This is a genomic window from Sphaerimonospora mesophila (assembly GCF_001417795.1).
GTDB lineage: Bacteria > Actinomycetota > Actinomycetes > Streptosporangiales > Streptosporangiaceae > Sphaerimonospora > Sphaerimonospora mesophila.
The window spans coordinates 81,493-97,075 of the sequence record NZ_BCBX01000035.1 but is presented as its reverse complement, the minus strand read 5'-3'; the positions used below and the strand labels follow the sequence as shown (position 1 = coordinate 97,075).

At 69.9% G+C, this 15,583-nt stretch carries 12 protein-coding genes; 10 read left to right on the top strand and 2 right to left on the bottom strand.

Going from position 1 to position 15,583, the window contains the following annotated elements; genetic code table 11:
• Positions 1 to 21: 21 nt before the first annotated feature.
• The 8 genes from AP234_RS14490 to AP234_RS14455 all read left to right on the top strand — a co-directional run bounded on the left by AP234_RS14490 (position 22) and on the right by AP234_RS14455 (position 10,178).
• A complete protein-coding gene (locus AP234_RS14490; protein ID WP_055480182.1) occupies positions 22 to 846 on the top strand; it encodes an ABC transporter permease in 825 nt (274 codons plus the stop codon).
• Positions 847 to 851: 5 nt separating this feature from the next.
• Positions 852 to 1,658 carry an ABC transporter permease gene (locus AP234_RS14485; RefSeq protein WP_055480181.1) on the top strand — a complete coding sequence of 269 codons (807 nt, stop codon included), beginning with the start codon at positions 852 to 854 and terminating at the stop codon, positions 1,656 to 1,658.
• Positions 1,659 to 1,675: 17 nt separating this feature from the next.
• Positions 1,676 to 2,665: a phosphotriesterase family protein gene (locus AP234_RS14480; RefSeq protein ID WP_160330440.1), complete on the top strand. Its 990-nt coding sequence runs from the start codon at positions 1,676 to 1,678 to the stop codon at positions 2,663 to 2,665.
• Between the two features lie 2 nt (positions 2,666 to 2,667).
• Positions 2,668 to 3,576, top strand: a complete 909-nt coding sequence (locus tag AP234_RS14475) for an acyl-CoA thioesterase (protein ID WP_055480179.1) — start codon at positions 2,668 to 2,670, stop codon at positions 3,574 to 3,576.
• Between the two features lie 153 nt (positions 3,577 to 3,729).
• Positions 3,730 to 5,775: a hydantoinase/oxoprolinase family protein gene (locus AP234_RS14470; RefSeq protein ID WP_055480178.1), complete on the top strand. Its 2,046-nt coding sequence runs from the start codon at positions 3,730 to 3,732 to the stop codon at positions 5,773 to 5,775.
• Positions 5,776 to 5,815: 40 nt separating this feature from the next.
• On the top strand, positions 5,816 to 7,630 hold the full coding sequence (locus tag AP234_RS14465) for a hydantoinase B/oxoprolinase family protein (RefSeq protein WP_160330439.1): 1,815 nt from the start codon (positions 5,816 to 5,818) through the stop codon (positions 7,628 to 7,630).
• The gene (locus AP234_RS14460) at positions 7,627 to 8,958 is read left to right on the top strand and encodes an FAD-dependent oxidoreductase (protein WP_055480176.1); all 1,332 of its coding nucleotides are present in this window, start codon (positions 7,627 to 7,629) and stop codon (positions 8,956 to 8,958) included. The genes AP234_RS14465 and AP234_RS14460 overlap by 4 nt, the downstream gene beginning before the upstream one ends.
• Positions 8,958 to 10,178 (top strand): acetyl-CoA C-acetyltransferase, encoded by a 1,221-nt coding sequence (locus tag AP234_RS14455; protein WP_055480175.1) that lies wholly within the window; start codon positions 8,958 to 8,960, stop codon positions 10,176 to 10,178. Before AP234_RS14460 ends, AP234_RS14455 begins: the two co-directional genes overlap by 1 nt.
• Before the next feature lie 174 nt (positions 10,179 to 10,352).
• Here the strand turns inward: AP234_RS14455 and AP234_RS14450 are convergent, their stop codons facing one another.
• Both AP234_RS14450 and AP234_RS14445 read right to left on the bottom strand, forming a co-directional pair.
• Positions 10,353 to 10,556, bottom strand: coding sequence for a cold-shock protein (locus AP234_RS14450; RefSeq protein WP_055480174.1), 204 nt, complete (start codon positions 10,554 to 10,556; stop codon positions 10,353 to 10,355).
• Between the two features lie 304 nt (positions 10,557 to 10,860).
• Positions 10,861 to 12,162: an NAD(P)/FAD-dependent oxidoreductase gene (locus tag AP234_RS14445; RefSeq protein WP_055480173.1), complete on the bottom strand. Its 1,302-nt coding sequence runs from the start codon at positions 12,160 to 12,162 to the stop codon at positions 10,861 to 10,863.
• Positions 12,163 to 12,318: 156 nt separating this feature from the next.
• Between AP234_RS14445 and AP234_RS14440 the strand changes: the two genes are divergently transcribed.
• On the top strand, positions 12,319 to 13,515 hold the full coding sequence (locus tag AP234_RS14440; protein WP_055480172.1) for a PucR family transcriptional regulator: 1,197 nt from the start codon (positions 12,319 to 12,321) through the stop codon (positions 13,513 to 13,515).
• A gap of 103 nt (positions 13,516 to 13,618) precedes the next feature.
• Positions 13,619 to 15,547: a prolyl oligopeptidase family serine peptidase gene (locus AP234_RS14435; protein ID WP_083502108.1), complete on the top strand. Its 1,929-nt coding sequence runs from the start codon at positions 13,619 to 13,621 to the stop codon at positions 15,545 to 15,547.
• Positions 15,548 to 15,583: the final 36 nt, after the last annotated feature.

Genomic DNA, 15,583 nt, shown 5'->3' with positions numbered 1-15,583 from the left:
GGCGGCTCGCGCAGAGCGGCGGTGGCCCTGCTCACCCCCGGGCTGCTGGCCCTCGGGGTCAGCTTCCTGGTGCCCCTGGTCTGGCTGGCCCGGATGTCGCTGAACAGGACCGTGGGACCGGCCGAGCTCCAGCCGGCCGTGAGCCCGCAGTCCTACATCGACGTGCTGACCGACGGCTTCATGTGGAAGGTCGCCTGGCACACGTTGTGGCTCGGCCTCCTGGTGACCGTCCTGACGATCGTCGTGTCGTACCCCATCGCGCTCTTCCTCGCACGCACGCGCTCGCGGCTGCGCGGACTGCTGATGGCGCTGGCGATCGCACCGCTGTTGACGTCGTCGGTCGTACGGACCTTCGGCTGGCTGATCCTGCTGTCCGACGACGGCGTCGTGAACTCGGCGCTGCGCACGCTGGGGATCACCAGCGAGCCGCTCGTGCTCACCAACAATGTCACCGGCGTGGTCATCGCCCTCGTCGAGATCATGATGCCGTACGCCATCCTCGCCATGATCGCCGGGTTCGGCCGGGTCTCCAAGAATCTGGAGGAGGCCGCCGGATCGCTGGGCGCAGGACGGCTGCGCTGCTTCGTCCGGATCACGTTCCCCCTGAGCCTGCCGGGCGTGTTCACCGGCGCGCTGATGGTGTTCGTGCTGACCATCTCCGCGTTCATCACGCCGCGGCTCATGGGCGGCGGCCGGGTCTTCGTCATCGCCACCGAGATCTACGACCAGGCGACGACGACGCTGGACTGGCCACGTGCGTCCGCCCTCTCCGTGCTCCTGCTTCTCCTCTTCGGAGTGTTCCTGGTCCTTTACCAGCGCCTCTTCCGCATGGTGGAAGGAAAGTAAGCGCCATGAGATCTTTCTCCGAAGCGATCTACAGAACCGTCGCGGGCCTCGTCGTCCTCTGCAGCTATCTGTTCCTGCTGGCGCCGCTCCTCGTGGTCTTCCTCATCTCGTTCGACGCCAGTCCGAACCTCGAATTCCCGCCCAAGGACTGGTCCCTGCGGTGGTACGCCGGGCTGGCCGACAACGGGGAGTTCCTCGAGGGCCTGCGGGTGTCGCTGCTGCTCGGTCTGGTCGTGACGGTCATCTCGCTCGCCGTCGGCGTCACCGCCGCTCTCGCGCTCACGCGGCACCGCTTCGGCGGACGGGACGTCGTGATCGGACTGTTCACCTCGCCGTTGCTGCTTCCGAGCGTCGTCCTCGGCCTGGCTCTGCTGCTGGTGCTCGGGCCGATGGGGCTGGTCGGCACCTATCCGGGCCTGGTCGTCGCGCATCTCGGCCTGACGATTCCGTACGTGGTCCGCACCGTGATGATGAGCCTCAACGCGGTCGACGCGGCCTGTGAACAGGCGGCGCGGACCCTGGGAGCCGGTCCGGTCACGACCTTCCGCCGGATCACCCTGCCCCTGATCACACCCGGTCTGGTGGCCGGTGCCGCATTGTCGTTCATCATCTCCTTCGACGAGGCGGTGGTGTCGCTCTTCGTGGTCGGCACCGGCCGCACCACCCTGCCGGTGGTGGTGTTCCGCTACGTCTCCAACAACACAGATCCCCAGGTCGCCGCGTTGTCGGTGGTCCTCATCGTGTTCTCGCTCGCGGCCGTCGCGTTGATCGAGCGGGCACTGGGTCTGAAACGTGTGCTGAGTAAGGCCTGATCGCTATGACACAGATCATGACCGTGACCGGAGCCGTGGAGGGCGGACAGCTCGGCATGACCCTCATGCACGAGCACGTCTTCATCAACCTGTTGCGCGAATATCGGGGCACGGGGCTGATCCAGGATTTCCATCTGATGCGGCATGAGCTCGACCGCTATCGGGAGGCCGGCGGGGTGACGCTGGTCGACGTGACACCCGCCGAGCTGACCTGGGGCGCGAGTCCGGACCCGGGCGGCGTCTACCGCGCGGGGAGGCCGGCCGCCGCGTCGGCCGAGCACACGAGGGCGCCGGACAACGTCGCCGCCCTGCTCGAGCTGTCGGCCGCGACCGGCGTACGGATCGTCCTGGGGACCGGCCACTATCGCGATCCCTATCTGGCCTACGAGGAATTCGACCGCAAGAGCATCGACGCGATCCGCGATCTGCTGGTCAGAGACCTGCTGGAGGGGTTCGCCGGAACGCGGATCAGGGCGGGCCTCATCGGCGAGGTCGGGGCGGACCAGTGGTTCGTCTCGCCCAGGGAGGAGCGCAACCTGCGTGCCTCGGCCCGCGCGTGTCGCCGTACCAACGCGGCGATCAGCACGCACGCGGCGCGCTGGCCGGTGGGCCGCAGGCAACTCGACCTGCTGCTGGAAGAGGGCGTGGCGCCCGATCGGGTGATCATCGGTCACTGCGACACGGTGAACATCCCCGAGTATCATCTCGATCTCGCCAGAAGCGGATGCTACGTGCAGTTCGACACGATCCGCCCGGGCTCGGAATTCGCGCTGAACACGCGGGTCGCCCACATCGTCTCGCTGATCCGCGCCGGTTTCATCGACAACATCCTGCTGAGCCACGACGTGTGCGGAAGAGACCACCTGCAGGCGTACGGCGGCGGCGGATTCGGCTACATCCCCCGGCACTTCTCCCGGCGACTGTCGCAGGCCGGCGTCGACCAGGGGGAGCTCGACCACATCCTGATCGAGAATCCACGGCGAGCCCTTTCGGGGGAGGCCGGGTGACGATGCCTCGCGACCCTTGGCGGGCCCGGCTGGCCGTACGGTTCTCCGATCTCGACGTCGCGGGGCATGTCAACAACGTCGCCTGGCTCAGGTTCGTCCACATCGGGGTGTCGCAGGCGCTCGCCTCCTGGTCGCCGCCGGACACGGCGGAGCCGGGGAGCGCCCGGCGTGCGCCCGGCGAACTCGTGTGGCGGTCGGTGGACATCCGCTACCGCAGGACGGTCCAGGCGGTGGGGACCCCGATCGAGGTTCGCGCGAAGCCCGTCGAACAGGTGGACGGCGTGCTCGTCGCCTGCGACGCGGGCGTGGTCGAGCCCGGCGGAGGCGTGGCCGATTGCGTCTCGGCGGAGGTCTTCCTCGCCCCGCCCGTGACCCTGGGCGGACCCGACATGTCGTGGGCGGGTCTCGGCTCCGGGGCGCAGGCGCGTACGCCGCCCCGCCCCTCGCCGTGGACCGTGGTCCTTCCGGTGCGCGTGACGGACCGGACGGCCGGCGGATGCCTGTCGCCTGTCGCAGCGGCCGACCTGCTCCAGGAGGCGCGGCATGACGCCGTGTCCACCTGGCGACCGGGGATCGGCGGTGTGCTGGTGGTGGCCAGAACCGCGTTCGGCCTGACCCAGGCGACGGTCGGGGAGGAGATCCGCTTCGAGTCCTGGTGCTCCCGCGTCGGCCGCGCGTCCGTGGACCTGGTCTCGCGCGGCGTCGATCTCGCCGGTGGGGCGGTCGTGGTCCGGTCGACCACGAGGATCGCCCGGCTGTCGAGCGGCGCCGACCGATCCGCCACGCCGTGGTCGGACGCCGAGCGTGCCCTGCTGCACGGGGGCGGGCCATGCGCCGCGGCTCCAAATGGCCACGCATCCTCGGCCGGTTGTGGACAGTTGGCTATATGTCCGAACAACTCCGGTTCATAAAGTTACCGAAGACGATGAAGAGCCGGGGGCGTGTCGAAATCGCGTGATTCTCGAAATGCGAGCTCTCGGCGCTCGCCAAGGCCGGAATCGAGCCGCGCGACCTTCGCGGCGGCCCGCCTGCGCTGTCTTGACCAGAGAAACTAGGGAAAACGGATGTACCGACTTGGTATCGACACTGGCGGAACACATACGGACCTCGTGTTGCTGGACGAGGAGACGGGGGAGATCTGGTTCGAAAAAGTTCCCTCGACGCCCCGAAGAATAGTTGACGCCGTTTTTTCGGGAACCGCGCGAATCCTCGACAGCGCGGGGGCACGACCGGCGGACGTGCACACGATCGTGTACGGGACCACCGTCGCCGTCAACATGATCCTCCAGGGCGAACGCATCTCCGCCGGCCTGCTCACGACCGCCGGGTTCGGCGACGTCCTTGAGGTCAGGAACTCCTACCGCAGCGGCAACATCTACGACGTCCAGTGGGAGCCCGGCCCGCCGATCATCGAACGTCGGCACTGCTTCGAAGTCCGGCAACGCCATGATTTCCGCGGCCACGAAGTCGAGCCGCTCGACGAGGAGCAGGTCCGGCAGGTCGCGCGGGCCATCCGGAAACTGGGCCTGGAGAGCGTGGCGGTCTGTTTCCTCCACAGCTACAGCGAGCCCGCCCATGAGGTGCGGGTGGCGCAGATCCTGGCCGAGGAGGCGCCGGAGATCCCGGTGTCGCTCTCCTCGGTCGTGAGCCCGCGCGTCTCCGAGTACGAGCGTGCCAGCACGACCGCCCTCGACGCCTACGTCAAACCGAAACTGAGCGCCCACTTCGTGGACTTCGCCGAGCAGGCGGAAACGGCCGGTTTCGGCGCCACCCTGCTCACGATGCAGGGCAGCGGCGGCACTTTCAGCCTCAGGCAGGCGGCGGAGCGGCCGATCCGCGTGGCCAACTCCGGCCCGGTCGCCGGGGCCATCGCCGGCGCGTACTTCGCCGCCGAGGTCGACTGCGCCAACGTGATCACCTACGACATGGGGGGAACCAGCACCGACCTGGCGGTGGCGATAGACGGGGCCCCCACGGTCGTGCCGCGCGACGAGTTGCTGGGGCACCCGATCCAGCTGTCGAGCATCGAGATCACCCCGATCGGGTCCGGCGGCGGATCGATCGTCTGGATCGACGAGGGCGGCGCGCTACGGGTCGGACCGGACAGCGCGGGAGCCAGCCCCGGGCCCGTCTGCTACGGCGCCGGCGGGACCAGGCCCACCCTGACCGACGCGGCCGTGGTCACCGGGCGGCTCAACCCGGACTACTTCCTCGGCGGGCGGCAGCGACTCGACCGGCAGGCAGCTCGCCGTGCGCTGGCGCTGTCCAGGCACGACACCGACGACTGGGATCCCGAGCGCTGGGCCGCCGGGGCCATCGCGATCGCCGCTGCCGACAGCGTCCGCGCGATCCGACGGGTGTCCATCGCCCGCGGGCTGGATCCCCGTGATTTCGCGATCGTGGGATTCGGCGGAGCCGGCGGCCTGATCGTCAGCGACGCCGCACGTGAACTCGGCATCCCGACGGTGGTCGTCCCGCCGAGCCCCGGCAACGTCTCGGCGATGGGCCTGCTCCTCGCCGACCAGAGCTGCGACGCGGTCGCCTCCCGGCTCTGCCCGCTGGACGAGGTCGACGTCGGCATGGTGAACGAGTGGTACGACCAGCTCGAGACCGAGGCGGCCAAGGAGCTCGTGTCCGAAGGCATCGCGACTGACCGGATCACGGTGCTGCGGACCGCGGAGCTGCGCTATCGCGGCCAGAGCTTCGAGCTCGTGGTCCCCTTCGAAAGGGGGTACGGAGACCGGGCGCTCGACCGGCTGGCCACGTCCTTCCACCGGCTCCACGAGCAGCGCTATGGCCACGCCTCTCCGGACGACCCGGTGCAGCTCGTGAGCCTTCGGGTGTCCGCGGTCGCCGCGACGGCCAAGCCCGGCTTCCCCCGGCTGGAGCCGACCGCGACCGCGTGCGCCGACGAGGCGCTCAAGGAACGGCGTCAGGTCGTGTTCGACGAGCCGACGGACACCCCCGTCTACGACCGCGCTCTGCTGCGGCCGGGCCACGTCATCGAGGGCCCCGCGATCATCGAGGAGTCGGGTAGCACCACCGTCATGTGGCCCGACCAGCGCCTTTCCGTGAGTCCCATCGGCACGCTCGTGCTCACCATGCGGTGAGCGCCCCCTTCCGACGGCCCGACACATGAAAGAGAATTTCGTGAATTCAGCGGATACGCGAGACGGCGCCTCAGGTCGCAGCCTGGACGTGGTGACCGTGGAGGTCATCCGGAGCGCGCTGGAATCCCTCGCCGAGCAGATGACCGAGACGATGACCCGGACGAGCTACTCCCTGCTGTTGAAGGAGGGCAAGGACTGCTCGTCCTCGATCTTCGACGCGACCGGGCGGCTGGTCGCGGAAGGCGCCAACGTGCCGGTCCACCTCAACGCGCTCGGTCCCTGTCTGAAGGGGATGCTGAAGCGGCATTTCCCGCCGCACACGCTCGTCCCCGGCGATGTCATCCTCACCAACGACCCGTACGTCGACGGCAGCGTCGGAGCGCACCACACGGCCGACTTCATCGTCTACGAGCCGATCTTCTACGACGGCGAGCTGGTGGGCTTCTCCACGATCTTCGCGCATCTGGCGGGGGCCGGTGGCCTGGATCCGAACGACTGGCACACCAGCATCTTCGAGGAGGGGCTGCGGATCCCGCCGGTCAAGCTGTACTCCGCCGGGGTCCTGGACGAGGACCTGCTCAAACTGATCCTGACCAACACCAGCGTGCCGTACGCGCAGCGCGGCGATCTGCTGGCCCAGGTGTCCGGGGCGCACGTGGGCGCCGAGGGGTTCCTGCGTCTGCTGGAGCGGTACGGCAAGGACGTCGTCCTCCAGGCGGTGGACGCGCAGATCGATTACGCGGCGCGGCGCACGGCCGACTACATCAGGCGCGTTCCGGACGGTGTCTATCGGGCGGAGAAGTCGCTGCTCGAGGACGGCAGCATGGGCGGGCCAGTCACGCTCCGGCTCGCCATGAAGGTGGCCGGCGACCGGATCACCTTCGACTTCTCCGGTTCCGACCCGCAGATCGCGGGCCCGATCAACTGCCCGAAGTCGGCGACCATCTCGGCCTGCCTTTTCGGCCTGCTGGCGATGATGCCGCCGGACATCCCCAAGAACCAGGGCCCGGCCGACCTCGTGACGATCGAGGCGCCCGAGGGCTCCATCGTCAACCCCACTCCTCCGGCGGCGGTGTACCAGCGGATGGCGGTGACCCATCAGATCGTGGACATGATCTTCGAGGCCATGGCCGCGGTGCTGCCGAAGGCGGTGGTGGCCAACTCCTGCGGTCTCATCTACGGTCGCGGATCCGCGGTGAACACCACCACGCATCCGGAGGGCGGCGACGTCTCGGCTCGCCAGGAATGGCGGATGGGCACCGGACCGAGCACCGGCGGCCTCGGCGCCCGGGCGGACCGGGACGGCCTGAGCGCGATGCCGGGATGGATCACCAACGTCGCCAGCCCTTCCATCGAGAGCTCCGAATGCGAAGCCCCCGTGCTCTACCGCTCGAAGGCGCTCTACCCCGACTCCGGCGGCGCCGGCCGACACCGCGGCGGGCTCGGCCTGAAGTTGAGCTGGCAGGTCAGGGGTGAGGCGGCCAGGTTCTCGCACACCTCCCAGCACTCGGCCGTACCCCCGAAGGGCCTCTTCGGCGGGCACAGCGGCGCACCGAGCCGGTGGGTCATCAACGAGGGCAGGGAGTCCGAGCGGGAACTGCCGTACCAGACCGGCCCCACGATGAGCCTCGACTACGACGACACGGTCACCCTCTACACGCCCGGCGGCGGGGGGTACGGCGATCCGCTGCTGCGTGATCCCGCCCTGGTGCTGGCCGATGTGCTCAACCGCATGGTGAGCGTCGAGGCCGCGCGTGACGTCTACGGGGTCGTGTTCACCGACGCCTTCGAGGTCGACGAGCCGGCGACCGCCGCGCGCCGTGCCGCCGTCGAGTCGGCGCGGAGCCGGGGATGACGACCGTGAACAGGAGCACGCGGGAAGCGGCGTCGCGGCCGACGGTCGTCATCGGGGGCGGTGTGCTCGGGCTCTGCGTCGCGTGGGAGCTCGCGCACCGGGGCCATCCGGTCGTCGTCCTCGAACGGGACCGGGTCGGCAGCGGCGCCTCCCGCGGGAACGCGGGAGAGATCTGCTCGTCGATCGTGGGCCCGCTCCCGGCGCCCGGCATCGTCGGCACCGCGCTGAAGAACATGTACCGCAAGGACAGCGCCCTCTACGTCCATCCGACGGCGGCGCTGACCATGGGGACGTTCCTCCTGCGCATGGCCGCCAACGCCACCGCCGGCCGCTTCAGGACCGGTGTCCGGGCGCTGGCGAGGTTGGGAGCCGACACCTATGAGCGGTTCGCCGCGCTGTCGGACGGCGGGGTGGGCGTCGAGCTCACGAAGCGTGAATATCTGTACCTCTTCCCCTCCCGGGAGCGGGCCGAGCGGAAGCGCGCGTTCCTGCGCGAGCACTACCCGGTCGAGCGCGACCTCGGCGAGATCCTGGACGGGCCGGAGCTGCGTGCCCTGGAGCCGTGCCTGGGTGAGCGGGCGCGATCCGGGTTCGTGCTGTCCGGCCAGGGGCAGGTCGACCCGAGCGCTTTCGTGGACGCGCTCGCCGATGCCCTGCGCGCCGACGGCGTCGTGATTCACGAGGGCGCGAGGGTGACGCGCGTCGTCCCGTCGTCTCAGGACGTACGCGTCGAGTCCACGGTCGGCGGCTTCGCCGCCGCGCGTGTCGTCATCGCGGCCGGAGCAGGTTCCGCCGACCTGACCGGCGATCTCGGGCTCGACCTCCCGGTACGCCCCGGTAAGGGATACAGCTTCGGCATCGCTCCGGCCGCGCCGCTGACCCGCGTGCTGAAGCTGGAGGAGGCGCACGTCGGCGCCGTCCCGCTGAACGGAGGCGTGCGCATCGCCGGAACGATGGAGTTCGACGCCAGGGACGACAGGTTCAACCGACGCCGCATCCGGGAGGTCGTCAACGCGGCCGCGCCCTACTTCACGGGCGTCGACTGGGCCCGGCGTACGGCCGAGTGGATGGGGCCGCGTCCGATGACCCCGGACGGGCTTCCCTTCATCGGCGCGGCACCGGGATGGCCGCGGATCTTCCTGGCGACCGGGCACAACATGCTCGGCGTGATGATGGCGCCCTCGACCGCGCACCTGCTCGTACGGCTCATCGAGGGCCGAGACGTTCCGGAACTGCGGCCGTTCGACCCCGCCCGCGCGCCACGGCGCCGAGGGGCGCGGCCGGCCGCTCCGGGCGTTCCGGGCCCGTCCCGCCGGAGGGGGAAGTAATGCCTGAGGCGGTCATCGTCGCGGCCGTGAGATCGCCCATCGGCCGCGCGGTGAAGGGGTCACTCGCGACGATACGCCCGGATGATCTGGTCACCCAGGTCATCCGGCGTGGCTTCGAGCTCGTGCCGGAGGCCGACCCGGCGGACTTCGAGGACCTGCTGCTCGGCTGCGCGCAGCCGGCGGGGGAGTCCGGCTTCAACCTGGCCCGCATCGCGGCGATCCAACTGGGTCTGGACGGGCTTCCGGGGACCACCGTCAACCGCTACTGCGGCTCGTCGATGCAGACCACCCGGATGGCCTTCCACGCGATCAAGGCCGGTGAGGGCGAGGCGTACCTCTCGGTCGGCGTCGAGACGGTGTCCCGGTTCGCCAGGGGAACGGCCGACGGGTGGCCCGACACGAGAAACGAGATCTTCACCGCGCCCGGCGAGCGGACCAGACGGCGGGTCGACCAGGGCGCACACGGCTGGGACGATCCGCGGGATCTCGGGCTGCTCCCCGACGCGCACATCCCGATGGGCCAGACCGCAGAGAACGTGGCGCAGTTGAAGGGGATCGAGCGGGAGGACATGGACCGTTTCGCCGTACGCTCGCAGCGGCGTGCGGAGGAGGCGGCCGACAGTGGATTCTGGGCCCGGGAGATCTGCCCGGTACGCCTGCCGGACGGGCGGGTCGTCACCGCCGACGACGGGCCCCGGCGCGGCGTCACCTACGAGGTGGTCTCCCGGCTTCCCCCGGTGTTCCGTCCCGACGGCCGGGTCACGGCCGGCAACAGCTGCCCGCTGAACGACGGCGCGGCCATGTTGGTCGTGATGAGCGACGCCAAGGCACGTGCGCTGGGACTCACGCCACGGGCGCGGATCGTGGCGACGGCCGTCAGCGCGCTGTCACCGGAGATCATGGGCCTCGGGCCGGTCGAGGCGACCCGCAAGGTGCTCGGACAGGCCGGCATGACCATGGCGGACATCGACCAGGTCGAGATCAACGAGGCGTTCGCGGCACAGGTGCTGGCCTGCCAGAGAGACCTGGACATCCCTGACGATCGGCTGAACGTGAACGGGGGTGCGATCGCGATGGGGCATCCGTTCGGCATGAGCGGCGCACGGCTGACGGTCACCCTCCTGAATTCCCTGGAGTCCCACGACGGCCGGCTCGGGTTGCAGACGATGTGCACGGCCGGCGGACAGGGCATCGCCATGATCGTGGAACGGCTTTCGTAGGGGCAGGGCGGCATCCGGCGGTCGAGGCGCCGTCGAGGTGTCGTCGCCCGGGCCAGGGTGAGGGCCCTCCGCATGAGAAGGCCCCGGACTCGGTGAGAGCCCGGGGCCTTGTCGCTCATCGGGTGACGGGCCAGGCCACTGCCCGGCCGTCACCTGCCGCTGTCACGGCACTGATTACAGCGGTCGTACGCGCTCGGCCTGCGGGCCCTTGGCGCCCTGGCCCGCGGTGTACTCGACCCGCTGGTTGTCCTCCAGGGACCGATAACCGCCGGCGTCGATGGCCGAGTAGTGGACGAAGACGTCCGCGGTCCCGTCGTCGGGGGCGATGAAGCCGAAGCCCTTCTCGGCGTTGAACCACTTGACGGTTCCCTGAGCCATGCTCTCTCTCCTTGTTGAAACGATCTCCGAGAGCCACGGAGTGATCTCGGGGCTGCTGCGACCGACCGCCTTGGAAAGCCATGGCTTCATCCGGTAGACGCCCGCTGTCATAGCTCCGCAGACGCTGTTACGCATACCGGGACTTCGACACAACCTGTTTTCCCCAACACTACACGCCACGGACGGCTCCATCACCGGGTACGGCAGAACCGTCCGTCCGTGCGCGTCGTCTCCCCCGTGCGCTTCGGCCGGGGCGGCGGAGGAACGGCCGCCCCGGCCGCCGCCTGCCGTTCGATCGCCGGGCTCAGCCCATCACGGTCCCGGATGTCTCGTTCATCTCGCGCCTGCGGCTGTAGTGACCGAGATCGGCGACGTGGCCGGTGTACGGCAGGCGGAGCTGGACAGGGTCGGTGTCGTGGTCCCGACCGTTCTCGCACGCGGTGATCAGGGTGTGCATGATCAGCCCGACGATGGGGGCGTTCTTGAACTGGTTGCCACTGGTGCCGATGGCGACGTAGTAGCCGTCGACGGCGGTGCGGTCATAGATAGGAGTCCAGTCCGAGCTCACGTCGTAGATGCCGACGATGCCGCGCGGCGCGTGCGGCAGCGCGAGATCGGGCAGCCGCCGGGCCGCCCGGCAGGTCTGGGCCTCGTATACCGCCTGCGTCGGCGCACCGTGATAGTCGTCCGGGTCGTCCAGCCAGTGCAGGGGGTCGCACCGCGGTTCTGTACCGCCGACCAGGAGGTTGCCGCCGGGGGTGCCGCGGAAGTAGACGCCCAGGTCGAGGTCGGCCACGATCGGACCCGGAGCACCGTAGCCGGGAGGGGCGGGGACCTCGTGGACCTCCTGACGCAGCGGGCGGGTGGTGACGGTGAAGTCGTCCAGCACTCCGTCGACCAGGGCGTTGATCGCGGCCGAGTGCGGACCCGCGCAGTTGATGACGACGGGGGCGTCGATCCTCGTTCCGTCCGCGAGCGTCACCCCGATGATCGTCCGGCCCTTGCTGCGGATCTCGACGACGGCGGTGCGGAACGCGACCTCGACCCCGCTGCGCCGCGCCGCGTTCAGGAGATTGCGCGCGGCCAGTGCGGGGTCGTCGATGAAGCCGGAATCCGGCGTCCACAGGCCGAAGAGCTCGCCCTGCGGGTCGTCCCAGAAGGCCTTGTCGTCCAGCGACTTCGGTGGATAGTGCCGGTCGGGGGACAGGCCGGGAATCTTCGCGCGGATGTCGTCCGGCGACAGCACCTGATAGGTCACGCCGGCCTGCTGGAAAAGGTCCCGTACGACCGTGAAGTCTTGATCGGGGGAGTCCAGGGCCAGCCCGCCGGTCTTGAAGTACTTCGCCAGCGGGCCGTCGTCGAGCCCGTCGAGGTGCTCGCCCCACCGTTCCCAGGCGTGCTTGGACTCCCAGGCGGTGACGACGCCCGTCCATGTCGAGTAGTTAAACCGGACGATCGCGGAGGACGCGCTGGTGGATCCGTGACCGGGACCGGGACCGCGGTCCACAACCACGACGCGCCGACCCGCCCGCGCGAGCTCCAGCGCTACCGAGTTGCCCATGACGCCGGCTCCGATGATGACGACGTCCGCGGTCTGCCCGGACATGGCACCTCCCCTTGGCTCAGCAATCACGTTAGGGCGCGGCCGGCCCGGGCCGACACCGCCCGCTGTCGAGAGTGTGCGGGGCGCATTGCGACAGGTGACGAAGTCAGATGTCATACTTTTGGGGTGTTGGCGCAGTTAGATGGGCTTGCTCACTCTTTGGCTGCCCGCATCCACCGAACCGTCGCTGTCGACGACCCCACCCTGCGGCTGCTCGTCCACACCCCGCACCACGGGCCCATCGACCAGACGCGGATGGAGTCGATCCTGCACCTGCGGGCCCAGCCGGAGGTCGTGACGTGGGTCCTGGGAGTGTTGGAGAGCTCCAGCGAGGACATCGTGCGGATCCCGGCACAGAAGCGCTGGGAGATGCTGTCCCGGGTGTGCGTGCCGCTGCGGCACGCGGGACGGCTGCTCGGCTACCTGTGGATCATCGACGAGGACGAGTCGCTGACAGACGCCGAGCTCGACGAGGTCGCCGCGGCCGGGAGGGCGGCCGCACGCATCATGGCCCAGGGCGGGATGCCTCGCGACACCTCCCTGGTGTGGGAACGCTCCATCCTCGAAGACCTGCTCTCCGACGACGTCCGGGTGCGTACGGCCGCCATGCGCCTGGCGGGCACGCGAAGCGGTGTCGACGGGCCGCTGCGAGTGCTCGCCTTCGGGCCGCTGCCGGAACCTCCGCTTTCGCAGGACCTGAAGGACGCGCTCTACCTGGGCCTGGACGGCGTCGCGGCCAACACCGCCCATCTACGTTGCCTGGCACTCGTGACCGACCAGGCGGCGGTGCTGCTGGTGCCGCAGCGCACCGGCGGGGACGGAGCGATCGGTGCCCTGGCCAAGGCCGGTCGCGCCGCCTGCACGCGGGCACTCGGGGGGACGCCGGTCGTCACGGGCATCGGCGAGGTCCGCACCGGCCCCGACGCGGTGCTGACCAGCTATCGGCAGGCGGTGGCCACGGCGCACGTCGTGAAGACGACCGGACGGTACGGCGCGCAGGCCGACTGGTCGGAGATCGGCGCCTACCGTTTCCTCGCCCACCACGCCGAGGCCGCTGCGGCCCTGCGGGATCTGGTGCCCGACAGGTTTCGCGAGATGCTGGCCGATCCCGCGGCGGCGGAGATCGTCCGTACCGTCGAGGTCTACCTGGACCACGCCGGCGACGCGCTGTCCTCGGCGAGCGCCCTGGCGATCCACCGCACCAGCCTCTACTACCGGTTGCGTCGGTTCAACGAGGTCTGCGGACTGGATCTGCAGGATGGCGACGCCCGTCTGACGCTGCACCTGGCCTTCCGGCTGGCCCGCCTGCTCGGCTGGACCCCGGGCAAGCCGCTGTCCGCACCGGGCGGGGAGTGACCCGGCCGAGGGCCCGGCGCTTCGACAGATGTAGGTGCCCGAGCGGGAATGTTGCGGCATTCTTCGGTAGCGATGCCGCGACGGCGATGCCTAGCGTTGACGGATGTCACGAACTTTCCCCGCGGCGTCGTACCGCCGGCTCGTAGAGGACTGGTTGCAGCGCACCGAGGGCCCGGCCTTCGGACAGGTCAGCAGGATGGGGGCGGTCCGGGTCCGGCCCGACGGCTCGACCGCGGCCGCGATCGGCACCGTTCTCACCGACATCTCGCGTCCGGCCCACTCCGTCGTATGCCTGGTCGACGTGCCCTCGGGGGCGATGCGCACCCTGCACCTGGAGCCCCAGTGCCTGGGCTGGGCCGGTGACCGGCTGCTGATCGGCTCGGGGGACTCGGTGCTGGTCTGCGACGAAGACGGTCATCCGGTGCATCGGATAACGACGCCCGGCCGGGTGGAGCACCTAACCGGATCGCCGTCCGGTGGCCGCCTGCTGGCCGTCACCAGCCCCTCCCAGGACGAGCATTACGACGTGGCCCCGGCCGGCGGTGACGGCGGCGACGGCCCCCTGGCGTACACCGACGACCCGCAACGCCCGCGGGAGCTCGTGCTCGTCGAGGCGGCCTCCGGGCAGAGCCGGACGTTGGACCTGCGGGGTCGCGACGTCTGGGAGGCGGAGTGGATCGACGAGGACCGGATCGTCGCGATCATGTCCGACAGGGCCGGTGAGGGCGCCTGGTACGCCGCGTACCTGGCCGTCATCGACACCCGTGACGGTTCGGTGGACGTACGGTACGACCCCGTCGACGGGCGGCAGCTGTCGCATCCGGTCGGCCTGGGCCGGCACCTGCTGGTGATCGAGTCGATCAGCAGCGACCGGGGGGTCGTGGCCGGTGACGTGGTGTGCGTCGACGACGCCGGGTCGAGCACCCGGCTCGACACCGACGGGGTCGACGTCTCCTGCCTGATGCGCGCCGGCGACCGGGTCGGCTACGTCGGGCTGCGCGGGCTGACCACCGTGGTGGGCGGCATCGACGTCTCGGCCGCCACCTGCACACGACTGTGGGCCGGACCGGAGACCCTGTCGGGGTTCACCCCGATGGGCGACATCGACGTGGACGGGCGCGTACACGGGGTGATGGAGTCCTTCACCCGCTATCCCCGGTTGGTGCGGATCGAACCGGGACGGGTCCGTACGACCCACGACCTGCGTCACCCGGGCGCCGACGCCTACCTCGCCGCGGGTCAGACGGCCATGGAGGTGTCCTGGCGGGCGCCGGACGGGCTGGAGATCCAGGGCATCGTGGTCCTCCCGGCGGGGCCGGGTCCCTTTCCGCTGCTGCTGAACGTCCACGGCGGCCCGGTGGCGGCCTGGCGCAACCGGTGGGGCATCGCCAACGGAAACCGTCATCCCTACGTGGGGCTGCTGGCCGAGCAGGGGTACGCCAGCCTGTACGTCAACCCGCGCGGCAGCCACGGCAGGGGACAGGACTTCATCGACCGAGTCCGTGGCGACATGCTCGGGAAGGACGTCGACGACCTGCTCAGCGGCATCGACCACCTGATCGGGCAGGGCCTCGTGGACGGTTCCCGGGTGGCGGTGACCGGCAACAGTTACGGCGGGCTGATGTCGGCCTGGCTGGCGGCCACGACGGACCGGTTCGCGGCGGCCATCGCCACCTCTCCCGTCACCGACTTCATCAGTCAGCACTACACGTCCGACATCCCCGAGTTCGACGAGTTGTTCCTCAGGGACGACATCACGGCACCGGGCAACGCCTATCACGCCCGCAGCCCGCTGACGCACGTGGCGGGTGCCCGCACCCCGACCATGCTGACCGCCGGCCTGCTGGACAAGACGACCCCGGCGGACCAGGCGGTGATGTTCCATCAGGCGTTGCGCCGTCAGGGCGTGCCGACCAGCCTGGTGCTGTATCCGCGGCAGGGGCACGGCATCGCCGGCTTCCCCGACACGGCGGACTTCCTGCCGCGTATGTTGGCCTGGCTGGGGCGCCATCTGAAGAACGAGGCGGAGTGACCCGGTTTCCGCGCAGCGGTGCGCTCCGCCTTTCAA